Annotated in this window: 23 protein-coding genes and 2 pseudogenes; 2 read left to right on the forward strand and 23 right to left on the reverse strand. The window is 55.0% G+C overall.

Annotation, left to right across the window (positions count from 1 at the left end; genetic code table 11):
* Positions 1 to 165: 165 nt before the first annotated feature.
* The 8 genes from E0E20_RS04365 to E0E20_RS04400 all read right to left on the reverse strand — a co-directional run bounded on the left by E0E20_RS04365 (position 166) and on the right by E0E20_RS04400 (position 8,760).
* Positions 166 to 1,086 carry an AraC family transcriptional regulator gene (locus E0E20_RS04365; protein WP_130836995.1) on the reverse strand — a complete coding sequence of 307 codons (921 nt, stop codon included), beginning with the start codon at positions 1,084 to 1,086 and terminating at the stop codon, positions 166 to 168.
* Positions 1,087 to 1,097: 11 nt separating this feature from the next.
* Entirely contained in the window at positions 1,098 to 1,973 is an 876-nt protein-coding gene (locus E0E20_RS04370) for an aldose 1-epimerase family protein (protein WP_130836996.1), read from the reverse strand.
* A 234-nt stretch (positions 1,974 to 2,207) separates the two neighbouring features.
* On the reverse strand, positions 2,208 to 2,492 hold the full coding sequence (locus E0E20_RS14005; protein WP_207302826.1) for a hypothetical protein: 285 nt from the start codon (positions 2,490 to 2,492) through the stop codon (positions 2,208 to 2,210).
* A 14-nt stretch (positions 2,493 to 2,506) separates the two neighbouring features.
* The gene (locus tag E0E20_RS04380) at positions 2,507 to 4,231 is read right to left on the reverse strand and encodes an ABC transporter ATP-binding protein (protein ID WP_130836997.1); all 1,725 of its coding nucleotides are present in this window, start codon (positions 4,229 to 4,231) and stop codon (positions 2,507 to 2,509) included.
* Positions 4,228 to 6,030, reverse strand: a complete 1,803-nt coding sequence (locus tag E0E20_RS04385; RefSeq protein ID WP_130836998.1) for an ABC transporter ATP-binding protein — start codon at positions 6,028 to 6,030, stop codon at positions 4,228 to 4,230. Before E0E20_RS04385 ends, E0E20_RS04380 begins: the two co-directional genes overlap by 4 nt.
* Complete coding sequence (locus E0E20_RS04390; RefSeq protein WP_130836999.1) at positions 6,030 to 6,638, reverse strand: MptD family putative ECF transporter S component; 609 nt, start codon at positions 6,636 to 6,638, stop codon at positions 6,030 to 6,032. Before E0E20_RS04390 ends, E0E20_RS04385 begins: the two co-directional genes overlap by 1 nt.
* 30 nt (positions 6,639 to 6,668) lie before the next feature.
* Positions 6,669 to 8,060 (reverse strand): ABC transporter ATP-binding protein, encoded by a 1,392-nt coding sequence (locus E0E20_RS04395; protein ID WP_242622658.1) that lies wholly within the window; start codon positions 8,058 to 8,060, stop codon positions 6,669 to 6,671.
* A complete protein-coding gene (locus E0E20_RS04400) occupies positions 8,053 to 8,760 on the reverse strand; it encodes an energy-coupling factor transporter transmembrane component T (RefSeq protein ID WP_130837001.1) in 708 nt (235 codons plus the stop codon). Before E0E20_RS04400 ends, E0E20_RS04395 begins: the two co-directional genes overlap by 8 nt.
* Positions 8,761 to 8,929: 169 nt before the next feature.
* Here E0E20_RS04400 and E0E20_RS04405 point away from each other — a divergent pair, with 169 nt between their 5' ends.
* Positions 8,930 to 9,883, forward strand: a complete 954-nt coding sequence (locus E0E20_RS04405; protein ID WP_130837002.1) for a helix-turn-helix domain-containing protein — start codon at positions 8,930 to 8,932, stop codon at positions 9,881 to 9,883.
* Positions 9,884 to 9,889: 6 nt separating this feature from the next.
* On the opposite strand, the pseudogene E0E20_RS14550 reads toward E0E20_RS04405, so the two are convergent.
* The 4 genes and pseudogenes from E0E20_RS14550 to E0E20_RS04425 form a co-directional block, all read right to left on the reverse strand.
* Positions 9,890 to 10,141 (reverse strand): annotated as a pseudogene (locus E0E20_RS14550) (CHAP domain-containing protein); the annotation flags it as partial.
* 184 nt (positions 10,142 to 10,325) lie between these two features.
* Positions 10,326 to 10,526 (reverse strand): annotated as a pseudogene (locus tag E0E20_RS14555) (hypothetical protein); the annotation flags it as partial.
* Between the two features lie 9 nt (positions 10,527 to 10,535).
* On the reverse strand, positions 10,536 to 10,874 hold the full coding sequence (locus tag E0E20_RS04420) for a DUF3848 domain-containing protein (RefSeq protein ID WP_130837005.1): 339 nt from the start codon (positions 10,872 to 10,874) through the stop codon (positions 10,536 to 10,538).
* A 125-nt stretch (positions 10,875 to 10,999) separates the two neighbouring features.
* The gene (locus tag E0E20_RS04425) at positions 11,000 to 12,301 is read right to left on the reverse strand and encodes an ATP-binding protein (protein ID WP_130837006.1); all 1,302 of its coding nucleotides are present in this window, start codon (positions 12,299 to 12,301) and stop codon (positions 11,000 to 11,002) included.
* Positions 12,302 to 12,355: 54 nt separating this feature from the next.
* Between E0E20_RS04425 and E0E20_RS04430 the strand changes: the two genes are divergently transcribed.
* Entirely contained in the window at positions 12,356 to 12,697 is a 342-nt protein-coding gene (locus E0E20_RS04430; RefSeq protein ID WP_130837007.1) for a hypothetical protein, read from the forward strand.
* Between the two features lie 264 nt (positions 12,698 to 12,961).
* Here the strand turns inward: E0E20_RS04430 and rlmD are convergent, their stop codons facing one another.
* The 11 genes from rlmD to xseB all read right to left on the reverse strand — a co-directional run bounded on the left by rlmD (position 12,962) and on the right by xseB (position 26,032).
* A complete protein-coding gene (gene rlmD, locus E0E20_RS04435; protein WP_130837008.1) occupies positions 12,962 to 14,545 on the reverse strand; it encodes a 23S rRNA (uracil(1939)-C(5))-methyltransferase RlmD in 1,584 nt (527 codons plus the stop codon).
* Positions 14,542 to 14,832: a DUF4366 domain-containing protein gene (locus E0E20_RS04440; protein ID WP_242622659.1), complete on the reverse strand. Its 291-nt coding sequence runs from the start codon at positions 14,830 to 14,832 to the stop codon at positions 14,542 to 14,544. Before E0E20_RS04440 ends, rlmD begins: the two co-directional genes overlap by 4 nt.
* 13 nt (positions 14,833 to 14,845) lie before the next feature.
* Entirely contained in the window at positions 14,846 to 17,254 is a 2,409-nt protein-coding gene (locus tag E0E20_RS04445) for an ATP-dependent helicase (RefSeq protein ID WP_130837009.1), read from the reverse strand.
* 107 nt (positions 17,255 to 17,361) lie between these two features.
* Positions 17,362 to 18,684 carry an SPFH domain-containing protein gene (locus tag E0E20_RS04450; RefSeq protein ID WP_130837010.1) on the reverse strand — a complete coding sequence of 441 codons (1,323 nt, stop codon included), beginning with the start codon at positions 18,682 to 18,684 and terminating at the stop codon, positions 17,362 to 17,364.
* A 133-nt stretch (positions 18,685 to 18,817) separates the two neighbouring features.
* Positions 18,818 to 20,506 (reverse strand): DNA repair protein RecN, encoded by a 1,689-nt coding sequence (gene recN / locus E0E20_RS04455; protein ID WP_130837011.1) that lies wholly within the window; start codon positions 20,504 to 20,506, stop codon positions 18,818 to 18,820.
* Positions 20,507 to 20,528: 22 nt separating this feature from the next.
* A complete protein-coding gene (gene argR, locus E0E20_RS04460) occupies positions 20,529 to 20,978 on the reverse strand; it encodes an arginine repressor (protein ID WP_130837012.1) in 450 nt (149 codons plus the stop codon).
* A 257-nt stretch (positions 20,979 to 21,235) separates the two neighbouring features.
* Positions 21,236 to 22,069: an NAD(+)/NADH kinase gene (locus tag E0E20_RS04465; protein ID WP_330508793.1), complete on the reverse strand. Its 834-nt coding sequence runs from the start codon at positions 22,067 to 22,069 to the stop codon at positions 21,236 to 21,238.
* A complete protein-coding gene (locus E0E20_RS04470) occupies positions 22,066 to 22,920 on the reverse strand; it encodes a TlyA family RNA methyltransferase (protein ID WP_130837013.1) in 855 nt (284 codons plus the stop codon). Before E0E20_RS04470 ends, E0E20_RS04465 begins: the two co-directional genes overlap by 4 nt.
* Positions 22,917 to 24,773, reverse strand: coding sequence for a 1-deoxy-D-xylulose-5-phosphate synthase (gene dxs / locus E0E20_RS04475; protein ID WP_130837201.1), 1,857 nt, complete (start codon positions 24,771 to 24,773; stop codon positions 22,917 to 22,919). The genes E0E20_RS04470 and dxs overlap by 4 nt, the downstream gene beginning before the upstream one ends.
* 72 nt (positions 24,774 to 24,845) lie before the next feature.
* Positions 24,846 to 25,742, reverse strand: a complete 897-nt coding sequence (locus E0E20_RS04480; RefSeq protein WP_130837014.1) for a polyprenyl synthetase family protein — start codon at positions 25,740 to 25,742, stop codon at positions 24,846 to 24,848.
* A 29-nt stretch (positions 25,743 to 25,771) separates the two neighbouring features.
* Positions 25,772 to 26,032: an exodeoxyribonuclease VII small subunit gene (gene xseB, locus E0E20_RS04485; protein ID WP_130837015.1), complete on the reverse strand. Its 261-nt coding sequence runs from the start codon at positions 26,030 to 26,032 to the stop codon at positions 25,772 to 25,774.
* Positions 26,033 to 26,041: the final 9 nt, after the last annotated feature.

A 26,041-nucleotide genomic window follows, 5' to 3' on the forward strand; every position in this document is an offset into this window, starting at 1 on the left:
CCGATAAGTAGCACATTCGGTGCTTTTGGTCCTCCTGTATGATCGTGCTATGGTTTGTGCCGTCCGGCTCCTCTCCACACAAAAAACATACGGGGCCTGTGCTCCCCCGCATGTCTCACTGTCGTATTCCGCTGTGTATTTCCCTGCCGTTTTTCCTCCGTCGTCTCAGCCGTCGTTCCGGTGCTTTTCCGCAATCGCCTTGATGGACCGGTCATATTCCGACGGGGTCATCCCCGTGTACTGGTGAAACTGGCGGGTAAAATAATTGGCCGATCCGTATCCGAGCCGCTCTGCAATCTGCCGGCAGGAGCCGGCCTGCTCCCGAAGAAAAATCTGCGCCTGCTCAATTTTCATCCGATTGAAGCATTCGATCACACCCATGCCCGCAAACTTGCGGCATATATCCTGAAGCCTTGTCCGGCTGAGCAGATTGTCCCGGCAGATCCGGCCGACATCCAGCTGTTCCGCTATGTGCCGCTCGAGATAATTCCGAAGCTGCTCAAAGACCGCGGAATCGCGGTCCGTATTCAAATCCCTGCCGCCTCTTCTGCCCGGCGCGTCTTTGCCGCCCGAAGCGACGGCATACCGGCGGTACAAGTGCAGCAGAAACATTTCAAGATACAGACGGATCATCTGCTCCGCGCCGAATACGGCGTCCTCCTTTCTCTCCAGATCCTGAAGATAGGGATTGTCGAGTCTGCCGGAAAGACAGCCCTCCGCTTCCGCGATGATTCCCGCAAGAAAATGCTTCTCCGCCTGATCCACACGAAGAATCCTGTCCTCAAAAAAACGCATGGCGGGACTGCTGCATTCAAAGGAAATCACCACCAGATTGGGCGCAACCACGCCGTTTGCCTCGATCCCGTGAAAAAGATTCGGCTTGCGGAAACAGATATCATCCTCCCGGATCAGCGTCAGCTTGTCCCCGTTCCGGGCAAATACCTCTCCCCTGTCCACGCACACAAATTCCCAGAAATCATGCGACTCCCCCGAAAAGACAAAGTCCTTTCGGTACTCAAAATAATGGATGCTGTAAATTTTGTGAATGGTGATGCTCTGTTCGAGACGAAACGCCCTGTATGCCATCTGCTTTCCTTTCAGCCGAGCTCTATGCTCCAGCAGTTTTCATAGCATTCTCCCGGAAGCAGCCTCACCAGATCCTTCCGCTTCTCCAGAACCTCGGGCACGTCCTGTCTTGAGGGGAGGGAAACCCATGGCTCGATGCAAAGGAACGGCGTGTCGCTCCCCGCCGACTGCCAGATGCCCAGATAGTCCATCTGCGGATAGCGCACCGTGACGCAGCGCCGCCCCCGGTCCGAGCGTATCGTCACCCCATGCGCCATCCCGCGGAGCACCACGGCGTCATTGACAAACAGCTCGTGCCGCAGGGGAAGAATATGACCGTCCCGCAGAGAATACGGCGTCTCTTTCTCTCCGACAAAGCCCTGCGCCGTAATCTCGAGCTGAACCGGTTCCGCCTTTTCCTCAAAATCGAGGTAATAATCCTCAAAGGACAGCCCCTCCTCCATCGGAACAAAAAAACCGGGATGGCCGCCGTAGCCGAAGTACATCACTCGTGCATCCCGGTTTTCGACGAAAAAGCGGATCAGAAGCTGTCTGTCCCGAACCTCACAGCGTATCCGAAGCTCCCACTTCCGGTCGTACTGCGCCCGGGTCTTCGCCGTGTCCGACGAGCAAAAGGTCACCGCCTCCGCCGTATGCTCCGCGGCCTCCAGCTCCATTTCGCGGAGAAAGCCGTGGATCCCGAACGACGCCGTTCTGCCGTCCATCTGATAAATGCCGTTCGTGAGCCGTCCCACCCACGGAAAAAGCTGCGGCGCACGCCCTTTCCACCACGCGGGATCCCCCTGCCACAGGTATTCATGTCCCTCTGCGTCCCGCAGCGACCGGAGCTCGGCTCCGACCGACGACAGCTCCGCCTGCAGCATGCCGTTTCCGATACTGAAATTCATAGCGCTCTCCTGTTCTTTGGCTTATGCCCGTTCTCTGATATATGGCGGACTGCTTTCTGTCCCGACTCTTTCATTGTAACGGAAAGCAACGCTTTTCGGGCATTATTTTCCGTTTTTCCTGAAAATAGCATTTTCTTTCCAGATATAAATCATTCTTTTGAGCTAATCGTTTTCCATCCTGCCCGTTTTCCAGCTTAATATTTTTCCATCTTGAGATTTTCGCAAAAATATTTTTCAAAAAATAATTTCGGGCGCACAAACGCTTCCTTTTTCCGTTATATCATAGAGCTCTCCAAAGTTTTTCATGATCCTGAACAGGTTTTTCAGTGAAATCGCCTCTGTTTCTATGGCTGCCCTCCTTAGCCTTGCATCCTCAATTCGATTTTCTAAGTCAATGATAACTTCATACAAACCATCCAAACGCAGCGTCATATCCTGGATTTTACGTTCCCGGTATGCCTCAGAAATATAAGAATTACCTGCGATGATGAATAATGTTTTTCGCCTTATGACGTGCATGGCCTGCCTCCATTTCATATCCCGCCTTGCTGTATATGGTACAGCCTGGAGAACAGTCCGTTGCCTGCAAGAAGCTCTTCACCGGTGCCTTCCTCAACGATACGCCCTTTTTCCAGTACAACGATATGGTCTGCATGAAGAACTGTGCGCAGACGGTGTGCGATCATCAACACCGTTTTGTCGGCTACAAGCCGGTTAATTGCCTGCTGGACATATACTTCACTTTCAGGATCCAGAGAAGCCGTCGCTTCATCAAGGATTACGATTGGAGCGTCTTTCAGGAACGCCCTGGCAATGGAGATCCTCTGGCGCTCTCCTCCGGAGAGTGTTGCTCCGTTTTCGCCCAGCATGGTCTGGTATCCATCCGGAAGCTTTTCAATGAACTCGTCGCAGCGGGCCGTCTTCGCCGCGGCACGGACTTCTTCCTCGCTGGCGTCGGGCTTTCCGATGCGGATATTGGCCTCAACCGTATCATTGAACAGGATGACATTCTGAAACACAAAAGCAAACTTCTTCATCAAATATTCCGGATCGAGTGTCTTTACCTCCGTGCCCCCAACTTTGACGCTCCCTCTCGTGGTATCCCAAAAGCGAGCTGCCAGCTGTGAGATCGTGCTCTTCCCGCTCCCCGACGGCCCCACCAGAGCGGTCACTTCTCCTTCACGGGCAATAAAACTGACCTCTTTCAGAACCTCGTCATCATGATAGGAAAAACTTACATTTTCAAAGGAGACCGTGTTGCCGGGCATGAAAACCTCAGTATCGCCCGCCATAGGTTTGCTTTCCATAAGCTCGTGAAGCCTTTGGGTTGCCACGCGCAGGTATAGCAAATCCGGCAGCATGGACAGTACCGTCAGGATCGGACCGTAAATCCGGCTGGAAATCAACAAAAACATCAGGAACACAAGGAAATCAAGGCTACCCTTCGTAAGTAAAGTTACGCCGACGAAAGTAACAATACCGATCCCGCCGCGAAGCAGCATAGTGGACAGGGCAATAAAGACCCCGGAAACCAGTTCAACCCGGATCGCAACGCGGCGCTGCTCCGTAAATTCTTCATCCAGTTTTCTGAATTTGTCGCCGCCGAGACTACAGGCCCTGATCACCTTGATCCCTTCCAGATACTCCTGGGACTGCTTTTCCGCATTCAAACGCGCTTCTACGTGGCGTCCAAAAAGCCGGTTCTGTGCTTTTCTGCTCAGAAACAGGACAAGCGTCGCCACCGGCAGCATGATAAATACGGCAAGTGCCATTCGCCAATCAAACACAGCGAGGATCGCGCACACGATCACGGAAGAAATCACGTTAGCAATGAGTTGCGGAACAATGTTGGACATGACCTGCTCGATATTGGTGCAGTCCGCCATGATGTTGGAAGAAAGCTCCGACAAGTCTTTCGCGTTAAAGAAACTCATGGGCAGGCTGCGCATCTTTTCCGCCACCTGAAGTCTTGTGGACTCCGAGTTTCCATAAGAGGAGACATAGGTTTTCCGATAGTCGTTTTTCGAGAAGAAAAAGATGACCACAAAGGCTGCAAGGCCGATTCCGAACATAAGCCACATTTTCTGCCAGGAAATAGTCTCACCGGCCAAGGGCGTCAGTGCCTCCGTGAACACCAGGATCGTGATTGAAAAAGGGATCATCAGCGAAAGGCTGGTCAGCAGGCAGGCTATAATGGCACTGCGGAGGTTTTTTTCTCCCTGTTCATCCAGGAACAACATTGTTTTCAGTCTGTTCATGCCATGACCTCCTTTCGGCCGACGCCCCAGGAGAGGGTCTGTGTATATCTCTTCCACATTTGCGTGTAAAGACCGTTTTCCTCTATCAGGCTTTGATGCGTGCCTGTTTCTGCAATCTTCCCGCTTTCCATGACCAGGATCATATCCGCATCTTTCACAGTTCCAAGACGGTGTGCGATCATGATAACCGTCTTTCCTTTCATAAGCCGTGCAAGGGCCGCCTGGATCATTTGCTCATTTTCCGGATCAGCGAATGCCGTCGCCTCATCCAGCACAAGAACCGGTGCATTTTTGATAATGGCGCGGGCAACAGAGATCCGCTGTGATTCTCCGCCCGAAAGATGGACGCCTTCTTCTCCCAAAACCGTGTCATATCCATTTGGCAGCCTTAGGACAAATTCGTCGCACATTGCCGCGCTTGCGGCCTGCCGGATTTCTTCGTCAGATGCGTCGGGGCGACCCATGCGGATGTTTTCTTTGATACTTTGATGGAAAAGATACACGTCCTGAAAGACAAAGCTTACCTGGCTCATCAATTCAGCCTCTGTCATTTCGCGGATATCTACGCCACCGATTGAGATGCTGCCCTGGGAAACGTCCCAAAACCGCGGGATCAGGTGGGCGATCGTGCTCTTCCCGCCTCCGGATGACCCTACGATTGCCGTAACTTTTCCTTCCTGTGCCGTAAAGCTCACATCAGACAAGGCCATTGCTTCCGCCCCTTCATAGGAAAAAGAGACATTTCGGAAGGAAACTGCGGAATCAGCGGGTGTACCGGAATGTACTGCTTCCGTCAATTCCGGCAGTGCCATCATGGAATCAAAATTGGCCACGCCGCCTGCAATCCTCATGCTGGAGGAGGAAACATACATAAATTTATGAAGGACGGAAGCAATCGCCGGAACAAAAAGCAGATAAAACAGGAAACTCATCACGAATCCCGGATAATCCGCGGTTCTGCTTCCGATGAGAATACCCACAGGCAAAATGAACAGATAGATGTTGTTGATGATCGCAGTAAACGCAGAGAGATAGTTTTCCCACTTCAGCGTGTAGGTAAGCGTGATTTTTGCATAGGAGCGGATCGCATCACACAGCTGGCGGAACGAGAGCGCCGTCTGCCCGAAAGCCTTCAGCACAGGCATCCCCCGCACATACTCTACGGAGGCTTCCGACATATCCGCCTCTCTTTTCTGCATTTGTTCTATTACCTCCGGGCCGGCAGCACCAATGGTCATCATCTGAATGGCGAACGCAAGGATCACCGCTATAAACGTAGCCAGACCAAAGCGCCAGTCGAACACGAACAATAGCACAAGCAGAACAATGGGAGCGGTAAAAGATGCCACCATATCCGGATAGGTATGGGCAAGAAACTGCTCCATCTTCTCAATATCTTGGTTGATTACCTTACGCAGACGCCCCGTTCCTATCGTCAGATGGAATCCGAGAGGGACTTTGGCCAGGTGTCTGGCATAAAGTGATTTCAATTCGTATTGCGTTGCAAAAGCGGCCAGATGTGCGCAGATAGAAGAAAGCAAAAAGCAGACGACATCGGCCGCGATGCCTGCCACTGCCAGCAGCCCGTAACCCGTGACCCGGCTGACATCCAGACCTGCAAAGTCCGGATAAACAGAAACCGTCTCTTTCACAACAAGATATACCGCAATATAGGGCACAAACGAGGCGACAGAAGCCAGTACCGCAAAGATCCCGCTGACTGTGAGCAATCCCTTATGGGCAGAGGCAAGCTCAAACAGTCTTGCCATTCCGCTTTTTCGCTTCTTTTCTTTTGCCATTACCGGACCTCCTTTAACAGCCCTGCCTTTACAAAATGCTTCTTAAAGAGCGCACGGGCGATCAGCGTCCCGACGAAAGCAGCAATAAAAGTGACGACAATGGCAAGCACCAGATAGGGGCCGCTGATAAACTCCACCAGCTGCGCCATGAATTCGTTGTCTACACTGTTTGTCTCAGCCAGCTGGCGGTAGTACTCCTTCATCGTCAGCAGCGGGACGTAGGAGCCGATGGCCGTGGCAGTCATCAGGATTGCATAGCCGATGGATTCCCGCCCATACTTCTGATACTGTCCGCTTCGGGCGATCAGCTCGGCAATAAGCGCCCCAGCGATCACGGCCGCCAAAATCGGCCAGCCGCTGCCCATGACGAACATGACAAGCCCATACAGCACGCCGAAGATCGTGATCGCCCAGGGTTTCGAGGTCTTTGCGCGAAGCAGCATATAGACCGGCCCGGCAGCCAAAGCTCCGGCTGCCGTACCGAACGGCTGCGTGTAGATGGTGGTGCTCATCAACAGCATGCACACCATGAAAAGTACGATGAAGATCACTGTGAAAATACCGAGATTGATGAAATCCCGCCCCTTGAGAGTTGTGTTCTGATTCATGGAAAATACCTGCCTTTCTGTTGTTTAGGTTTATCTTGCCAGGGAGATGATGCGTGTGCAGGCCATGTTCAAAAACTCATTGTCATGGGAGATCACAAGCACAGCCCGCTTGTCGTCGGCCAGCTTGTGAATCATTCCCGCAACACGCTGCATGTTCCTGTAGTCAAGCCCGCTTGTCGGCTCATCAAAAATGAGGAGCCTTGCCGGAGACAGGGCGGCAAGGGCGATGCACAGCCTTTGCTTTTGTCCCCCAGACAGAGAAAGCGGATGCCTTTCCCTCATTTCTTCCAGATCCATATCCCGGAGCACTTCCGTAATAGTCGCATCCTGCGGTGCTTCCCTGTGAATGGTCAGCTTCAGCTCGTGCTCCACGCTGTCACTGAAAAGCTGGTAATTTGGGTCCTGCATGACAAGAAACGTACTTCGCTTTCGCAAAGAGGCCCTTGCCGGGACACCATTAAGCAATACGCTCCCGCTTTTTTCCTTCATCAGTCCGCAGACGATTCGTGCCAGCGTGGTCTTGCCAAAGCCATTTGGCTCAGTGATCCCAACGATTTCGCCCTCGGAAACGGTCAAATCAACATGATCAAAGATCACATTCTTCTTTCTTGCCACGGCGAGGCTTCGTATGGCAAGCACAGGGGTCTGTGCCGGCAGGGGCGGCTCGGAAAGCTCCACTGTGGTATCGCGGATGGACCGGAGTCCCTTTTGATGAAGTGTCTCGTCCGTACACCCCTCCAATGTTTCCCACGGGTGGATTTCTGTAATCTTGCCCTGTTCCACAAGTGCTGCCCGATCCGCGACGCCCCGGAGATAATAGAGTCGGTGTTCTGAGATCAGGATCGTCTTTCCCATAGTTTTGAGCTTCAGGAGAGTATCCCGGAGCCGCCGGATCGCCTGCCGGTCCAGGTTGGCGGAGGGCTCGTCCAGCAGATATATTTCTGGAGATAAAGCGTAGATGCTGCCAAAAGCAATGCTCTGCTTTTCTCCGCCGGAGAGGGCAAAAATATCCCGGCCGCACAGCTTATGTAATTGCAGCTCCCGCACTGTCTGATCATATCGGCGGTGCATCTCCGCATAAGCTACGCCGCTGTTTTCCATACCGAAGACCAGCTCGCTGTCCGTATCGGTATTGAAAAACTGTGTCCGGGGATTCTGGAAAACGGAGCCGACCATAGAGGAAAGCTCGTGCGGCTGTTTTTTGGCAATATCTTCTCCGTCAATAAAGATGCTCCCGCTCAGCTCGCCGGGGTAAAAGTCCGGGATCAGGCCGTTGATCAGACGGGTGATAGTCGTCTTTCCGCAACCGGAGAGTCCAGTCAAAACCATACATTCGCCCCTCTCAATGGTCAGCGATACATGGCGCACCGCCTGCTCTTTTGCTCCTTCATAGCGGAAGCTGACGTCCTTCAGTTCAATCAACCCACCACCCCCAACCATTCTCCCGCAGCCACAACACGCCGAAAAGCGCTGCGACAAACAGGATTGTGATCGCAATATCCAGCATCGTAACATGAAGCCGGACAAAAGCCGTCCTGGGCGCGGGATTGTCCAACCCGCGGGTGATGGAGGCTGCCGACAGCTCCTCTGCAATCGTGAAGGAACGGACCAGCAACGGCGTCATGAGCCCCTCAAACACAAGTGCAGGACGTCTGAGTACATTGGCGACGGATAGGTTGATCCCCCGCAGCGTCATGGCATCCCGGATGTGACCGAATTCTTCCTTTGCCGTTGGGAAAAACCGCATTGCTACGGCAAAAGTGATTACAAATCCCCTCGGAATGTGCAGGGCATATAAGCCGGTCACCATTTCGCTGACGGGCGTTGTTTTCATGAATGTCTGTCCATACAGCGCGATGGGCATGCACATACGGATGCACAGGACAATCATCAGGATCATGCCGCGAAGAAAGGTCGGCACATGCTTTGCCAACAGAATAAATGCGACAAGCACCAGATAGGTAATGATGTATTTCACTGTTTTCCTTCCCTGTCCCAAAAGAAAAGTCAGCAGGCAGACCAAAGAAAAGACAAGGCTTCCATAGAAAACATCTTTTGTGGAAAAAGCAATCACACTGATTGCTATTAAAATCAAAAACTTGCAGCGCACATCCAGTTTCACGCGACAGCCTCCCTTGTGTTTTCGGGCGTTGGATAGTATAATATATTGAGTTAGCAATATCTAACTTGAATCATTGTAGAATACAAGGCACCTTTTCGCAACGGCTCGAACTGCCAAATGTCTTTTCCAAAAAGAAAAATGTCCAATAAAAAAATAAAGGAGATCTACCATGTTTCAAACACTTCTGGATATGTGCTCCGACATGGGCATGGAGAAACACAATGAAAATAATCCATTTGATTGCGGCACCTATTTTCAGGGAGATGGCAACACCTCGAAAGGATATTTCTGGTGTCTGTCGCACGACAGCCACTTTACCATCACAAAATGTGATTTCTATTTTTGCAAGGATACTGAGCTGACCATGCCGCATAACTCCCGGTACATTTCTCTGCGTCTGGAATATGCAAAGCATCTCCCGCCCGGAAAGATCACAGCGTATCTGGAGGAAGCGGGCAACACGGTCAGCAGGCTCATGCCGGCGGGGAGCCGGGTCGCCTATACGGAAGTTCTCTATGATCCTGCCTTTTACAAGCGCCATTTAGGGACGATGTTTACCGCACAGAACGTGAATCCCCTTGAAATTCTGAAGCACATGGGCGGGGAGCATAACTGGTCCGGAGAAATGATGAATGTCCTCACGAAAATCAATCTTTGCAAGCTCAAAGGCATGGCGGCGGAGCTTTACTATGTAGCTGGGGCCTATGCGCTCATGTCCGCGCTGATCGAGATGGGAAACGGGAGGCTGCCCAAGAAAAATACGGATTATGAAAATATCTTACATGTGATCCGTTATATAGACGAACACTATACAGAAGAAATCCGTCAGGATGAGCTGGTCCGTCTGGCAAGCATGAGCGCCACAAAGCTGAAAAGCCTATATCGACAATTCACCGGCAGTACCATTACAGAGTACATTCTGGACAAAAAAGCGGACCACGCCTCACACTTGCTTGCAGACAGCGATTTAACGATTGAGGAAATTTCCAGGCAGGTTGGCTTTAATACAGTAGCGGGCTTTTCAACTTCCTTCAAAAAAAGAATGGGACTTTCGCCATCTGAATACAGAAAGAGGATCGAATTCAACTGTTTTATCAATCCTTCCGTGGACTCTTTTCGATAAAGAAGATTCTACAATGCCCACATGGTCGGTTTCTCCATCTCCTTCCCCGTCGAAAAAGATGATCTGCCCCGCATCGGGAATGAAATCTCTCTCCTCCCATTGCCCGTGCTCTTTGAACCATTCTGCGCCGGGTACGCAGCCGGCAAATTTCGGAATCACGCCGGTATCAATGTAGCCGCACTCATTGGCACACCAGGAAGCAAAACAGGCACACCATTCCACGCGCCCGGAAAATCCGTACCAGAACCAATACGGTTCTGCTATGTTGTCCTTTGTCTCCTTGACGGCCTTCCGGCCTCGCTTGTCCAGCTGGTGCCCGGCCTCATGGAGTGCGGAGCCGGACAGGGCGGAAACACGATCCGTGGCGTATTCCTCCGGGGAGTCCTCCACACTGTAGTAGCCGTGCTCCGCCTTATCTTTCACACGCACATAGGCGTCTTTCATAATCCAGAGCCGACCTGCCGCCAATCCCGTGGGAAAACCAGTACCACTTGCTGTTAGAGATTTTCAGGCTGTCATGCTCGCGAGTGCAGTAGGTATTCCCGCTAAAATGCACCAGCTCCTGCGGCCCATAATTTTGGAGATAGGTCAGAAGATCCATCCGTTTGGCTTCACGTACCACCTCCGGTGCGATATAGGGCATCCCTTTCACCTACCTTTCTTCCCGTTTGGAACGGATAAAGTCCTGCCGGAGGATGGCATTGGCTCGGCTCTCCATCGTTTCCCGCATATCCTCCATATGTTCGGTTTCCCGCTTTTCCCAGTCCTTGAATACATCCGCCAGCGGAGCAGGGGACTTAAGCAGTGCCTTCGCCTGTCCGTCGGACAGGTCGCCATACTCCAGGCACAGCAGGATGTCCTCCCGCATTACGTACTCGTAGGCATGGTTCAGGATTTCTTTCGGCGTCTGCGAAAGAAGCCAGCTGCGGTAGTTCTCCTGCTCGGCAAACATCTTTTCGTAGAGCCTTGTGTTCAGTTCCTCGTTTGTCATTTGATCTCACCTCCGATCGGAAATAGAAAAAGTCGGATGCTCCTTTGTGGGGAAACACCCGGCTATGTAAAAACCGGCTGATTTCTGCTGAAACCAATCGGTCTGAAGTCCAAATATGTGATTATTCAAATAAGACTGTCATCCAGAAGAAAGTCTATGACCCCGATGTTTAACACGCCGCTTTCGTCATACCATCGCTTTCTTACATCGTGGCGTACTACAATTTTCGGAAAGGAATCGCCAGTCAGAGAAAACGGTCTCATCTCGGTATTGATTTTTTCCGGATTTTCCATGGCATAGGCAGATTGGATATACATCTTTTTGCCACCTTTGGATACAACAAAGTCAATCTCCCTTGCGGTTCTTTTTTGCTTCCCTTTTTCATCTTTTTCATTGGAATATACGATTCCAATATCCACGCTGGCACGGCGGATTTCCAACTCGTTATAGATGATGTTCTCCATGATATGCGTCATTTCCTGCTGGCGAAAGCCGATCCTTGCGTTGCGAAGGCCGATATCTTCACAATAGTATTTGTTCGGATACTCGAAATAGCTCTTGCCCTTCACATCATAGCGTTTGCATTCACTGAAAAGAAAGGCATCTTCCAGGTGAGCCATATAGGATTTCACGGTATTGGGAGCGATTTGGTCTTTGCTCTTCAGCTTTTGCATGGAGTTGATCGCGTTTGCCACATTATTCGGATTTGTAAGCGAACCTACCGAAGAACAGAGCAGATCCAAAATGTCAGACAGAACGTCTATACGGGTGATTTTTTTCCGCTCTACGATGTCTTTGATATATACTTCAGTAAACAATGCTTTCAGATAAGCCATGCGAGCCTCATCATCCGGCCTTGAGAGAATGAGCGGCATCCCGCCGTAAAAGGCATAATTGTCAAAGGCTTCCGCCTTGTTGCCTCCGGCTGCAGCATAATACTCCGCGAAGGAAAGCGGATGTACGCGCACCTCGTCGCTGCGGCCACGAAATTCAGTCAGAATATCACTGGACAACATCCGTGAATTGCTTCCGGTCACATAGACGTCAAGATTGGAAAGGGTTTTCAGATCATTGAGCGCATCATAGAAAGTGATAGGCTTTCCATTCGAGTTATAGGGGTTCGGAACCTCGTCTGACATCTGTATCTCATCCACGAATAGATAAAACTGTTCTTTCTGATTGCCAATGCGTTCCTTCACATACGCTGTCAGCTCCAATGGGTTGCGATAGCGAATATCCCTTGCAAGGTCAAGTTCAATGACGATAATATGATCCTCGTTTATTCCGTTTTCCAACAGATAATTCTTATACAGGGTTCGCAGCAGATAAGACTTTCCGCACCGGCGCACACCGGTAATGACCTTCACCTGTCCGTCCCATGCATAGCCGATCAACTGCTTCAGGTAGGAATCTCTTTTAATTTCCATAACGTTCTCCATTGATAACTTGTCAATATTATTATGCAAGTTCGCAATCACATTATGCCTGATGACAAATATAAAATCAATGGTTACATTGAGAAGTACAATGATAATATGATGAACTTATCAACGAAGATAAACCTCACGATTTTATGGAACCGGCTGATACCCGTTGATGTCTACTCCGGCGTTCAGCACTCTTTCACGCCTGCAAAGCAGCGGCCAGTAGTCTGCACTGGTACTGTTGTGGATGTGTCCGTGGATCATATAGGACCGTTTTGCGTGCTTCCACGTGAGAAGCGGATAATGGCACAAGGTCAGGCCATGCTTTCCATCAGAGATTTCAAGCATGGTATCCACGCCGGAAAAATAGCGGGGAAGATCCACCTTTCCTGTCCATGAGCCGTCGTGATTGCCGAGGAGCAGGCGTTTCTTCTCCTTTTCGCCACGGAAATGACCTTTGTCTTTGCCATTGGGGTTTCTCCTCCTTTCAAAGATTGAGCCGTCTGCGGAAACAGACGGCTATGTAGGAAAATGAAAAAAGCCGCCTACTCTTTGTCAGAATAAGCGGCTCCCAAAGGAATGATATGTAATTGTTTTCTCACATCAGACGAGATACCTTCAGGATCATTTCATCAACACAATCAGTGTATCTGCCCTCACGGATCAGCTTGTTTTTACAATGAACCTTTTCTTATATGTAACCTGTTCTTTCGGTTTGTACTTTTCTGCCCTCTCCGCTATTTTATCAAGCGGCACCTTTCCTTTTCCCTCGCCAAACTCCACTTTTACGTTGATATGACTGTCCGGAGCCTTGTGGGAAAGCAGTACCACCGTCTCCACATTCGCTGTCCGCGGGAACTGATCGACCGCCACCACTCTCTCCAGCCGGTACCCCGCCTCATAAAAGCCCGCGAGATCCCGCGCGAGGCTTGTCGGCTTGCAGGAAATATAAAGGATATATGGTACGCCGTAGGCGAGAATCTTCGACAGCGCTTTCGGATGCACCCCGTCCCGCGGCGGATCGAGCACGATGATATCCGGCTTCTCCTCGATGGCGTCCAGCACTTTCAGGACATCCCCCGCAATAAATTCACAGTTGGACAGCCCGTTACGGGCCGCGTTTTCCCGCGCCGCCCGCACCGCCTCCTCCACGATTTCCACACCGACCACCTTTTTTGCCGCCGGGGCCATCAGCTGCGCGATCGTTCCCGTTCCCGTATAGAGATCAAAGACCACCGGGCCGGGAGCCTTTCCCCGTTCCCCGTACAGACCGATCCCCCGCAGATATTCCCGCGCAGTCTCGTACAGCACCTCCGCCGAGTAGCTGTTTGTCTGAAAGAATGAAAAGGGCGTCACCTTGAACGAAAGTCCCAGCAGCGTCTCTGAAAAGAAGTCCTCGCCGAAAAGGATCTCCGTTCCCCCGTCCTCCACCGCATCCGCCATGGAGTCATTGGTGGTATGAAGAATTCCCTGAATATGCCCCGCGATCCGGCCCTCCGCCTCGATCGCCCGGAGCCGTTCCGCCCAGAGACGCAGCTCCTCCGTGTGCTCCTCCTGCGAGGTCGTGACAATATCGATCAGAATCTCCCCGGTGTGAGACGCCTTGCGGACTAAGAGATGCCGCAAATATCCCGTATGCCGGAGCCGATGATACAGCGTGACCTCGCGGCGCTCCTTGAGCGCCGCCCAGAAGTCTCTCGTTTCACGGAGAATCGTCCGGTAATCCCCGTCAACGATCCGGCAGTCCGTAACCGTGAGAATATCATAAAAACCGCCCCGCCGGTGCTGTCCGAGCTCCAGCGGACCGTCCTTGGAGCTGTCGCCGAACGTAAACTCCATCTTGTTGCGGTACTCGAATATCCTCGGCGACGCCTTGATCCCCTCGTAGATATAATCCTCGGAAACCGCCTGATCAAGCAGCGCTTTCACCTGCGCGGATTTGAGCTTCTGCTCCTCCTCGTAGGGAAGATTCAGCCACGTACAGCCCCCGCAGAGGCCAAAGTGCGGACAGGGCGGATCACACTCCTCCGGAGCGCGCGCAAGGACGCGGGTTCCCACACCCTCTGCACGGTTCCCGTGCCGCTTTTTGATGCGCACCGCCACTTTCTGGCCCGGCACGGTGTTTTTTACCGTAACCGTGAAGCGCTCGCTCTCTCCGTCCGGCCGCTGCTCCGTCACGTGCATGATTCCGCGATTCGGAAAGCTCACATATTCAATGATGCCGACAATCTCTTCACCCTTTTTCACGTAAACGAGATTTCCTCCTGCCCGGCGCCGGCATCATCCGCCGTCTCTTCGTCGCCGGGGGCAGCTTCCTCATCCTCAAAATCGTCGTCGAAGTCCTCGTCGTCATAATCGTCGTAGTAATCCGGACTCATGAACTGATAGACCGCGCAGGCAATTCCCGCGACTACCGCCACGCCGCCGATCACGGCGAGCGCCGTCACCAGCGGATGCGTTTTCTTTTCCCGGGGATTCAGAAGCTCTCCCAGCTTTGTCACCTCAATCAGATCCTCTATCTTTTCTTTTGTCATATGTCCCTCCGATCTAGAGCTTTTCCAGCTTTGCAAAGGCCGCATACATGACCTTTTGTCCGTAATCGTCAAACTGCACCGTAACCTTGTGATCGCGGGCCGCCGTCTCGATGGCCGAAACCGTACCCTCGCCGAACTTCACATGAAGCACCCGGTCCCCGACGCCGTAGCCGAGGCTTCCGCCGCCTGCCGGCGCGCCCTTGGTAAGAGCCGAGAGCGCTTTCTGCCGCTCGTTCGCCTGCGCGATGAACGGCTTATGCTCATCCGCGGTCTGCTTTTTCCTCGCCACCGCACGGAGCCTCCCGTCAGCACTCCGTCCGCCGGTCTTTCCATAGGTCACAAAGGTCCGTCCTCCCGTGCGGAACCCTCCGGCCCCCGCGCCGCGTCCGTAGCCGCCGCTGTAATCCGCAAAAGGGCCGTTCTCCTCAAAATCAAAGTCCTCTTCCAGATAATTCTTCGGCTTTGCCGGCCTGCCGTCGAGCAGCTTTTCCGGAATCTCATAGAGAAAGCGGCTGGGCGGATTGAACCTCGTCTCTCCCCGGAGCATCCGCGCACGCGCCGTCGTGATCGTGAGATCGTCTTTCGCGCGGGTGATGCCCACATAGGCGAGGCGCCGCTCCTCCTCCATGTCCTCTTCATTTCCTGTGTCTATGGTCATCTGCCCGGGGAAAATACCGTCCTCCATACCGGCCAGATAGACCTGCGAAAACTCCAGTCCCTTGGCACTGTGGAGCGTCATGAGAAGAACACGGTCGTCCTCCTCCCCCACGCTGTCGATATCCGCGACAAGGGCCACATCCTCCAGAAAACCGGACAGTGTCGGCGGCTCCTCCTCTGCGGCCTCCTCGTAGGAGACCACCTTGGAAATCAGCTCGTCGATATTGGCGAGCCGGTCCTCCGCATCCTCCGGGTCCTGCGCTTTCAGATCCTCGATATACTCCGTATCCGCAAGAACCTTTCGCAGAAGCTCCGACAGCACATCCGGCTGCGCGTTGTTCTCCCTGAGATACTCGCGGAAGCGGGTGATCATCTCCGTAAAGGGTGCGAGCTTTCCGGCCGCGCCGCGGGAGAGCGTCACGATCTGCCCGCTCTCCTCCATGGCCTCATAGAAGCCGATGCCCCGCTGCCGGGCATGCTCTGCAATCCGTTCTATCGTGGTGGCGCCGATTCCGCGCCGCGGCACGTTGATGATGCGCTGCACGGCAAGATCATCCGCCCCGTTGTCGATCACCTTGAGATAGCAGAGGAGATCCTTGATCTCCTTTCTCGCGTAGAAATTCACGCCTCCGACTACCCGGTAGGGAATGGACTCCATGACAAAGCGCTCCTCAAGGACGCGGGCCTGCGCATTGGTCCGGTAGAGCACTGCAAAATCCCTGTAGTGCAGCTTCGGGTCGCGCCGGAGCTTGCTCTTCACATCGCCGGCAATGAAATCCGCCTCCTCCAGCGCGTTGTCCAGCTGGCGGTAATGCACCTTGTGTCCCTCGCCGCGGTTGGTCCACAGCGCTTTGTTCTTCCGGTTCACGTTGTTATGAATCACCGCATTGGCCGCGTCCAGAACATTCTGGGTGGAGCGGTAGTTCTGCTCCAGCTTGATCACCTTTGCATCCGGAAAGAGCTTCTCAAAGTCAAGAATGTTCCGGATATTCGCGCCGCGGAAGCGATAGATCGACTGATCGTCGTCCCCCACGACGCACAGATTCCGGTACCTTGCCGAGAGCAGACGGATCAGCTCAAACTGCGCCGTGTTGGTGTCCTGATATTCGTCGACCATGATATAGCGGAAGCGCTCCTGATAATTCTCCAGCACCTCCTCGTGAGAGCGGAACATCTCCACCGTCTTCATCAGCAGATCGTCAAAATCCAGTGCATTATTCTTATGGAGCTGCCGCTGGTATTCCTCGTAGGCATCTCCGATCCGCCGCTCCATATAATCGAAATGGTGCGTCTCGCGATAACGCAGGGGCGTCATCAGCTCGTTCTTTGCTGTGGATATTGCGCCGAGGATCGTCCGTTCTTTCAGCTCTTTCGGGTCGATGCCAAGCGTCTTCATGACCTGCTTCATCAGCGTTCGGGAATCGTCAGCATCATAAATGGTAAAGCCGGTCTCATAGCCCAGCTGATCAATGTGGCGGCGCAGAATCCTGACGCACAGGAAATGAAAGGTGGACACCCATACCGATTCCGCACCGAAGCCGACCAGTCTGTCGACCCTCTCCCGCATTTCTCCCGCCGCCTTATTGGTAAAGGTGATGGCGAGAATATTCCACGGACTCACCCCCTCCTCGTCGATCAGATAACAGATCCTGTGTGTCAGAACACGGGTTTTGCCGCTCCCCGCACCGGCCAGAATGAGCACCGGCCCCTGCGTTTGGAAGCAGGCCTCCCGCTGTTCTGTGTTCAGTGTGTCATAAATACTCATGCAAACTCCAATTTACGAAACGGTTCAGCATTCCGAAAGAAATCCCGGAATCGAGGATAAAACAGACCGCAAAACGGCTGCGAATGAAATGCTGAACCGTGATTGATTTACAGCTTATTTCCGCAGTTCGGGCAGAACTTCGGCATGTTCGACGGATCAAGGGTATGACCGCACTCCGGGCAGAACGACGCTTTCGGCTCCGGCTTCTTCGCTCCGCATTCCGTGCAGAATTTCCCATGATTGAGCGCGCCGCAGGCAGGACAGTTCCAGTCGTCCGCTCCCGGAGCCGGCGCCGCCTGATTCTGAGACGCCGCGGCCGCTCCCTGCGGAGCCGTATTTGCCTGCGGCTGGGGCGGCGTCTGCTGCGCACTGAAGCCGCCGTCTGCTGCGGTCTGATACGCCGAGGCCACCGACTGCTGTCCCATGCCGTAAAGCTGGGAGGCATTCACGCCGCCCGCCATATTCGCCATGTTCATTCCCATGAACGCCATGGCCGGGCCGGCATTCTGGTTTTTCGCCGCATCCTGCATCGCCTGCGCCTGCGCCGCCGTAAGCGTCGCCGCTGCCATGGCGGGATTCCGGAGCGCCGCATTCATCTGAAGCTGCTTGATTCTCTCCTCATCTTCCTCCGACGCCTTGATGGAGCTCATGCCGAAAGCGACGATACGGATTCCGCGCAGCTTGCTCCAGTTCTCGGAGAGCTCCTCATTCAGCGCGTCCGCCATCTCGGAGGTATGGCCGGGAACCGCGCTGTAACGGACACCCATCGCGGAAATTTTAGCAAACGCGGGCTGCAGCGCCGTCAGAAGCTCACTCTTCAGCTGGCTGTCGATCTGGTCGCGCGTGAACTCACTGCTGACATTCGCGCACACATTGGTATAGAACAGGATCGGATCCACGATGCGGTAGGAATATTCACCGAAGCAGCGCACCGAAATATCCACGTCCAGCCCGATATTCTGATCGACGACACGGAACGGAACCGGATTTGCCGTCCCGTACTTGTTGCCCATCAGCTCTTTTGTATTGATGTAATAGACTCTCTGATCCTTTCCGGAAGCGCCGCCGAACGTGAACCGGCGTCCGATGCTCTGGAACGTCGCGGCAATGCTGTTCCCCAGATCTCCCGCAAAGATGCTGGGCTCCGTCGAGCTGTCCCATGTAAACTCGCCGGGCTCCGCGCAGAGCTCCACCACCTTACCCTGCTCCACGATCAGCATGCACTGTCCGTCTCCTACGGCAATCACCGAGCCGTTTGAAATGATATTGTCGTCTCCCTTGCTGTTGGAGCCGAAATGCTTATTTCCGGTCTTTTTGCGCCCGCGCGTCATCAGCACGTTTTCCGGAAGCGCATCACAGTAGAAAAATTCTTTCCACTGCTCGGAAAGTGTTCCGCTTACCGCTGTTACCGCTGCCTGTATCAGTCCCATAATCCATCTCCTGCCGAAGCGCTTTATGAGAGGCTCACCGCCGGGACCTCTCTCCTCCCGCCTGTGAATGACCGCCGCCCGGGCTCCGTGTCGGGCGGGCCGCCATACCTCCTTTGACGATCCCTGTCACACTTTACGAATCTGCGCGCTTTACGGACTGCGCCATTTCGCGCATCTCCGCGGCATTCCGAAGCGTCGCCTCCGTGACGGCCGCGCCGCCGAGGAGACGTCCCAGCTCGCCGAGGCTCTCCTCTCCCGAAAGCTCCTCGATATGCGTATAGGTTCTCCCCTCCTCGCTGTCCTTGCGGATGCGGAAGTGCGTGTCCGCCATCGCGGTGATCTGCGGAAGATGCGTGATGCAAAGGAGCTGATGATCCCGGGAGAGCCTGCCCAGCTTCTCCGCTACCCTCCACGCGGTCTGGCCGCTGATGCCCGTATCGATCTCATCAAAGATGAAGCTGTGAATCTCATCGCGCCCCGCAAATACCGTTTTCAGCCCCAGCATGATGCGGGAGAGCTCGCCGCCGCTGGCGATCTGATCAAGCGGTCTCGGCGATTCGCCGGGATTCATGGAAATCAGAAACACCGTGCGGTCGATCCCCGTCCCGTCCCCACGGGACTCATCGCTCTCCACCTCGATATTCAGCATGACCTGCTGGAAATTCAGTTCAAGCAGCGCCTGCCGGAGCCGGCCGGCAAACTCCTTTGCCGCCGCGCGCCGCACCCCAGAGAGGTCACGCGCCGCCTGCAGATAGCTTTCCCTTTCCTTATCGAGACGCACACGGAGCTGCCCCCGCGTCTCCTCATAGTCCGTGAGAGCAAGAAATCTCTCCTGCCTCTCCGCGAGAGCCGCAGCAAAGCCGTCCTCCGAAGATCCGTATTTTTCGGACATGCGCCGGATCAGGTTGAGACGTTCCTCCGCCTCCTCCAGTTCCGAGGGATCAAAGGAAAGCTCCTCCGCATAATCCATAAGCGTCCGCGTAAAATCGGACAAAAGGATATCAATTTCTCCGATCTGTTCTGCGACCGGCTCCAGCGCCTCATCCTTGCCCGATACCTCCCGAAGCTCCCGACAGACTCTGGCGATCAGCTCCGCCGCCCCGCCGTCGCCGTCCACAAGCTCCGCGGCAAGTCCGATTTTCTCGCTGATTTTTCCGGCGGAAGCCATTCTGCGGCAGCGCCGGTCCAGCTCTTCCTCCTCGCCCGGCTTTACCGCCGCGGCTTCAATCTCATGAATCTCAAAATCGAGAAGCTCCAGCTCACGGCTTCTCGCCTGTCCGTCCATATCCCCGCGGTTCCACTCCTCCTCCAGCGCGCGCCGCGCCCGATCATGCTCCCGCACGCGCTGCTTCAGCGCCGCGGCTTTTTCTCCCGCATAATCATCGAGAATATCGAGCTGCCGCCCTCTCTGCAAAAGAGTCTGATTCTCCCGCTGTCCGTAGATATCAATGAGGAGAGAACCGATTTCCCGGAGCTGATGCGCGGTCACCGTCTCGCCGTTCACCGTGCATATACTGCGCGAGGGGAGGATTTTCCGCTTGATGAGAATGGTTCCGTCCTCCTCGACCGGCAGGGAAAGCTCCCGGAGCCTGTCGAGCTGCGCCTCATGATCCGCGGCAAAAAGCAGCTCCACCAGAGCGTACTCTGCCCCGTCCCGAATCACGGCCCGATCCGCCTTTGCTCCCAGCGCAAGATTTACCGAGCCGATCAGAATCGACTTTCCGGCTCCCGTTTCGCCGGTCAGAATATTGAGGCCGTCCGTAAAGCTGACCTCCTCCTCGGCGATCAGTGCAAGATCTCTTACATGTAAACTGAGTAGCATATATTCATCCCTTACGCCGCTGTCATTTCACCATTTCCGCCAGCTGCTCCATCACGCGCTCCGTCTCCTCACCCGTTCTTACGGCTGCAAAAATCGTATCGTCCCCGGCGATGCAGCCTGCCAGTCCCGGAAGCTGCAGCTCATCGAGCGCCACTGCGCAGGCCATCGCCATGCCCGACACGGTGTGGAGAACGATGATGTTCTGCGCTCTGACCATCGAGACATAGGCCTCGCGCAGCACACGGATATACTTGTCCGTCATGTGCCCGTCCTCCGACCGGAGAACCACGTATTTCTGGTGTCCCTGTCCGGTCTGCACCTTTGTCAGGCCCAGTGCGCGGATGTCCCGCGATACCGTCGCCTGCGTGACATTGTAGCCGCTGCGCCGCAGTTCGTCCGCAAGCTCTTCCTGCGTCTCGATGTCGCGGCTCTCGATGATCTGTATGATTCTGGCATGTCTGTCTTTTTTCATTGACGGCAAATCTCCATGGCAATCCCTTATGCCGATGCACTTTGTGCAAGGCACGCGCCGCAAAATCCGCGCAGGCGGTTTTGCGGCTGCGATGGGGGCTATTTGGGCTTGGGCACAAATAGCCGTGCGCAAAATCTCTGCGCCGGCGCGCAGAGATGCGAGCCGCTTCGCGTCTCGTGCCGTCCCACTACGTAACAGCACTTTTCGTTCACGGAATAAATCAGCGCATCAGCATGATTTTTCACACTAAAAGCATCCTACCCGGTCATTTTCCGGTGGAGTGTCTCCAGAAAGCTCCTCTGGCTGAGTTTCACGATCCGGACCGTTCTCCTGTCCCTGCAGACGCGTATTTCATCTCCCGGATGGACGATCCGACGGCTCCCGCTCCCGTCAAAATCGACCTCTACCTGCGCGTTCTCTCCCTCCCGGCTCTGCCCGATCACGATGGAGATCACGTCCTCCGCCGAGAGAACGATGCTGCGGGCATTCAGGGTATGCGGACAGATCGGTGTCAGCAGAAGAGCCCGGGCCGACGGCTCGACGATCGGTCCCCCCGCAGACATATTGTAACCGGTAGAGCCGGTCGGCGTCGAGACAATCACTCCGTCCGCCTGAAAGGTATTGAGATACTGTCCGTTGACGTATATCGCGTAGGAGACCATCTGCAGGGACCCGAAGCGCGTGATCGCCACGTCGTTCAGCGCGTGATCGGCGCGGCTCTCCCCGTTGACCACACCCTCGAGCATCATGCGCTCCTCGATCAGATAGTCTCCGGAGAGAAGCTGCCTCAGCGCCTGCTCCCAGCCGTTTTTCTCAATCTCGGCAAGGTAGCCCAGCGTCCCGAGGTTGATTCCGAGGAGAGGCACGCCGCGATCCACGTTCTCCCGCGCGGCCTGCAGCATGGTGCCGTCTCCGCCGAGCACCAGAATGCAGTCCGTATGGTCGCCGGGGCTTTTTTTTGCGCCGTCCGGCGTTTCACAGGCAAAACGGCAGCGCTTTCCCCGGGCCTCAAGAAAATCGGCAATTCTCCGCTGATACCAAAGCTCCGGGTCCTTATTCGTATTTGTGATGATAAAGAACTCTTCCATCATGCCTGCCGATCCAGCTCCTCGTGCGCCGCTCCGACCAGCGCCGCGATGCTCCCGTCCGTAAGCTCCGTCCTCTCCCCCGCGCCGCCGAGCCACAGGAGATACTCGATGTTTCCCTCCGGCCCGCGGATCGGGGAATAATCAAGTCCCCGCACACAAAATCCCGCTGCTTCCGCATATTCCGCGACGCGCCGGATCACCCCTTCGTGAACGGCCGGATCGCGGACGACGCCCTTTTTCCCGACCCTGTCGCGGCCCGCCTCAAACTGCGGCTTGATGAGGCATACCATCTCTCCCTCCATAGGGAGAATATCCCGCGCTGCCGGTAAAATTTTTGAAAGAGAGATAAAGGACACGTCGCAGGAGGCAAATTCCGGAAGCGCTGCCGGATCCTCTCCGCCGGCCTTTTCATCGGCTTCCTCAAGCTCCCTACGGGTAAGATAGCGGAAATTCGTCTTTTCCATACACACAACCCGGGGGTCGTTCCTCAGCTTCCAGTCGAGCTGCCCGTAGCCCACGTCGATCGCATAGACCCGCGCGGCGCCGTTTATCAGCATACAATCCGTAAAGCCTCCGGTGGATGCGCCGATGTCCATGCAGGTTTTCCCTCTGAGGGAAATGGGAAATACCGCGAGCGCCTTTTCCAGCTTGAGCCCGCCCCGGCTCACATACCGCAGCGCCTGCCCCCGGATCTCAATCGCCGTATGCTCCGGGTCCGGGTCAAAGCCGGTTCCCGCCTTGTCCTCCCTCTGCCCGTTCACATATACGATGCCGGCCATGATACAGGCCTTTGCTTTTTCCCGGGTCGGCGCGAGGCCGCGCTCCATCAGAAGAATATCCAGACGAGTTTTCAAATTGATCTCCACGCGGATGCCACGCGCTCCGCCGCCGATTCGGCATCGATGCCGCATTCTTTCCGAAGCTGCGGGACTCCTCCGTGCCGGACAAAGCTGTCCTCAATTCCGATGTTGCAGACGGAAACGCCTGCGTTCCCCGATGTAAAATACTGATCCACCGCCTCGCCGTAGCCACCGCGCAGCTCATTCTCCTCTATCGTGACAATCAGACGGTGCGTCCGGCACAGGGCATCCAGCAGCTCTGTATCAAGCGGCTTCACAAAGCGGGCGTTCACCAGCGAGCAGGAAAGGCCGCGCGCCCGGAGCAGCTCGCGGACCCGAACCGCCTCCCCGACCATATGTCCCACCGCAAGAAGAGCGATATCCTTTTCCTCATACAGAAGCTCCGACCGTCCGTATTCCACCGGCTGACGGAAGCTCTCAAGGCCGTCGTAGGCCTCGCCTCTCGGATAGCGCAGGGCGACCGGCCCGTCACAGACTACCGCAAATTTCATCATGTCCGAAAGCTCCCACTTGTTTTTGGGCGCCATGACCGTCATATTCGGCGCAGAGCTCAGGAATGAAAGGTCAAAGATCCCCTGATGGGTCTCGCCGTCCGCCCCTACAAGTCCCGCCCGGTCCACACAGAAAATCACATGGAGCTTCTGTATGCAGACGTCATGGATAATCTGATCATAGGCCCTCTGCAGAAACGATGAGTAAATACAGACGACCGGGATCATTCCCCCCGCCGCAAGCCCCGCCGCAAAGGTCACAGCATGCTGCTCCGCGATGCCGACGTCAAAAAAGCGCTCGGGGTAGAGCATGCGGAAGCGCTTCAGCCCCACGCCGTCCCCCATGGCCGCCGTGATCGCCACGATCTTCGGATTGCGCTGCCCCTGCTTGACCATGACCGTCGAGAACACATCTGTCCAGTCCGCCCTTGTCTTCTGGCTCTTCGGAAGTCCTGTCCGGATATCAAAGGGACCGGTCCCGTGAAATCTGGCCGGATGATTCTCCGCCGGCTCATAGCCCTTTCCCTTGCGCGTCACCACATGGATCAGCACGCACTTGTTGATACGCCGGGCATCCTGCAGCACGCGGAGCATGGAGTTCACGTCGTGGCCGTCCACCGGCCCCAGATAGGTGATGCCGAGATCCTCGAAATACATACCGGGAATCATGAGCTGCTTGATGGAATTCTTCGCCCTCCGGATTACGCTCACCGCCTTGGGCTGACGGTCGTTGATCGAATAGTAGACCTTGTCCCGCAGATGGATATAGCTGTCGGAGGTCCGTATATCATTGAGATAGCTCGAGAGCCCGCCCACATTCCGGTTGATCGACATCTCATTGTCGTTGAGAACAATGACCATGTTCGTGGTCAGCTTGGCCGCGTTGTTGAGAGCCTCGTAGGCCATCCCGCCCGTCAGCGCCCCGTCGCCGATCACTGCGACGACCGTATTCTTTCCTCCCTGCAGATCGCGCGCCCTCACAAGTCCCAGCGCCGCCGAAATCGACGTCGAGCTGTGCCCCGTGTCAAAGCAGTCGCAGTCGCTCTCGCAGCGCTTCGGAAATCCGCTCATCCCGCCGTACTGCCTCAGCGTGTCAAAACCGGCTTTGCGCCCTGTGAGGATCTTGTGCGTGTACGACTGGTGCCCCACGTCCCACACGATCTTATCCTCCGGAAGATTCAGCGCCAGATGAAGCGCCATCGTCAGCTCGACTGCCCCGAGATTGCTCCCCAGATGACCGCCGGTGACCGAGAGCTTCGCCACGAGAAATTCGCGGATCTCCTGCGCCAGACGGTCGTAATACTCCACCGGAATTTTCTTGATGTCATTGGTCTGTTGAATTGAATCCAGTAAAATACCCATAATTTGCATTCCGCCTGCAAAGCTCCCGCAGACGCCTCATTTCCCTGTCTTCCATGTCCCCGCCGGTCAGTGCGTCCGGCCGGCCAGAGAGACAATCAATTCCCGCAGAAACGGGTTCCTTGCCGAAAGCGCATCAAAACGCCGAAGCGCTTCCTCCGTCATGCGCTCTGCGTCCTCTTTCGCTTTTTCCATGCCGAAAATGGATACATAGGTCGCTTTCGCCTCCTCGGCGTCCTTTCCGAGCGTCTTGCCGAGCTCCTCCGGGTCTCCCTCCACATCCAGAATATCATCCCGGATCTGAAACGCAATCCCGATATCGTCGGCAATCTCCCCGAGGCCCCGAATATCGATCTCCGGCGCACCCGCAAGAATCGCTCCGATCTGGAAGCCGCTGCGTATCATCGCGGCTGTCTTATTGCGGTGAATATAGAGGAGAGTGTCTCCGTCGATCCGCTTTTTCTCAGAATCCAGATCGCAGCACTGGCCGCCCACCATGCCGAAGATCCCGGCTCCCGCCGCAAGGAGCTGCAGCGCCCTCACAACGCGCTCCGTCTCCTCCGCGCTCTGCGCCTCCGCAAAGCTCTTCATCGCCGTCTCGTAGGCATAATTCAGAAGTCCGTCGCCCGCAAGCACCGCCATGCCCTGCCCGTACACCGCATGGGTCGTTTTTTTCCCCCGGCGGTACTCGTCGTTGTCCATCTCCGGAAGATCGTCATGAACAAGAGAATAGCTGTGTATCATCTCCAGCGCCGCCATAAAGGGCTCCGCCAGAGCCGGACGGCTTCCGTACATGGCGCTTGTCTCAGCCGTCAGCATGGGCCGCAGGCGCTTCCCGCCCGCGCGGACGCTGTAATTCATCGCCTCGATGACCGTGCGGGGGTACCCTTTTTCCTCGGGAAGAAAGCGCTCCAGCACCCGATTGCAGTATTCCGTTCTTCCCCTCAGCTCTTCGTCAAATCCCATACCGCCTCCCTGCTTTCCGAATGTTCCCGTCACTCTGCGGACGACTCCTGCTCCTCGCCGCGCAGTGCAAAATCCTCCAGCGAACCGTCCGCGGCGAGCTTCTGCACTTTCTTTTCCACTGCGTCGATCCGCTCGCTGCAGGAGCGTGTAAGGCGCATGCCCCTTTCATACAGAGCAAAAGCCTCCTCGAGGGGAAGCTGCGGATCCTGCATGTGCTCCAGCAGTCCCTGCAGCTCCTCGAGAGACTGCTCTATGGTGTTTTCCTGCATTTCTTCCGGCTTTTTTTTCATAACTGATCC

The sequence above is a fragment of the Lachnoclostridium sp. Marseille-P6806 genome (assembly GCF_900625025.1).
In the GTDB taxonomy this organism is placed as follows: Bacteria; Bacillota; Clostridia; order Lachnospirales; family Lachnospiraceae; genus CAG-791.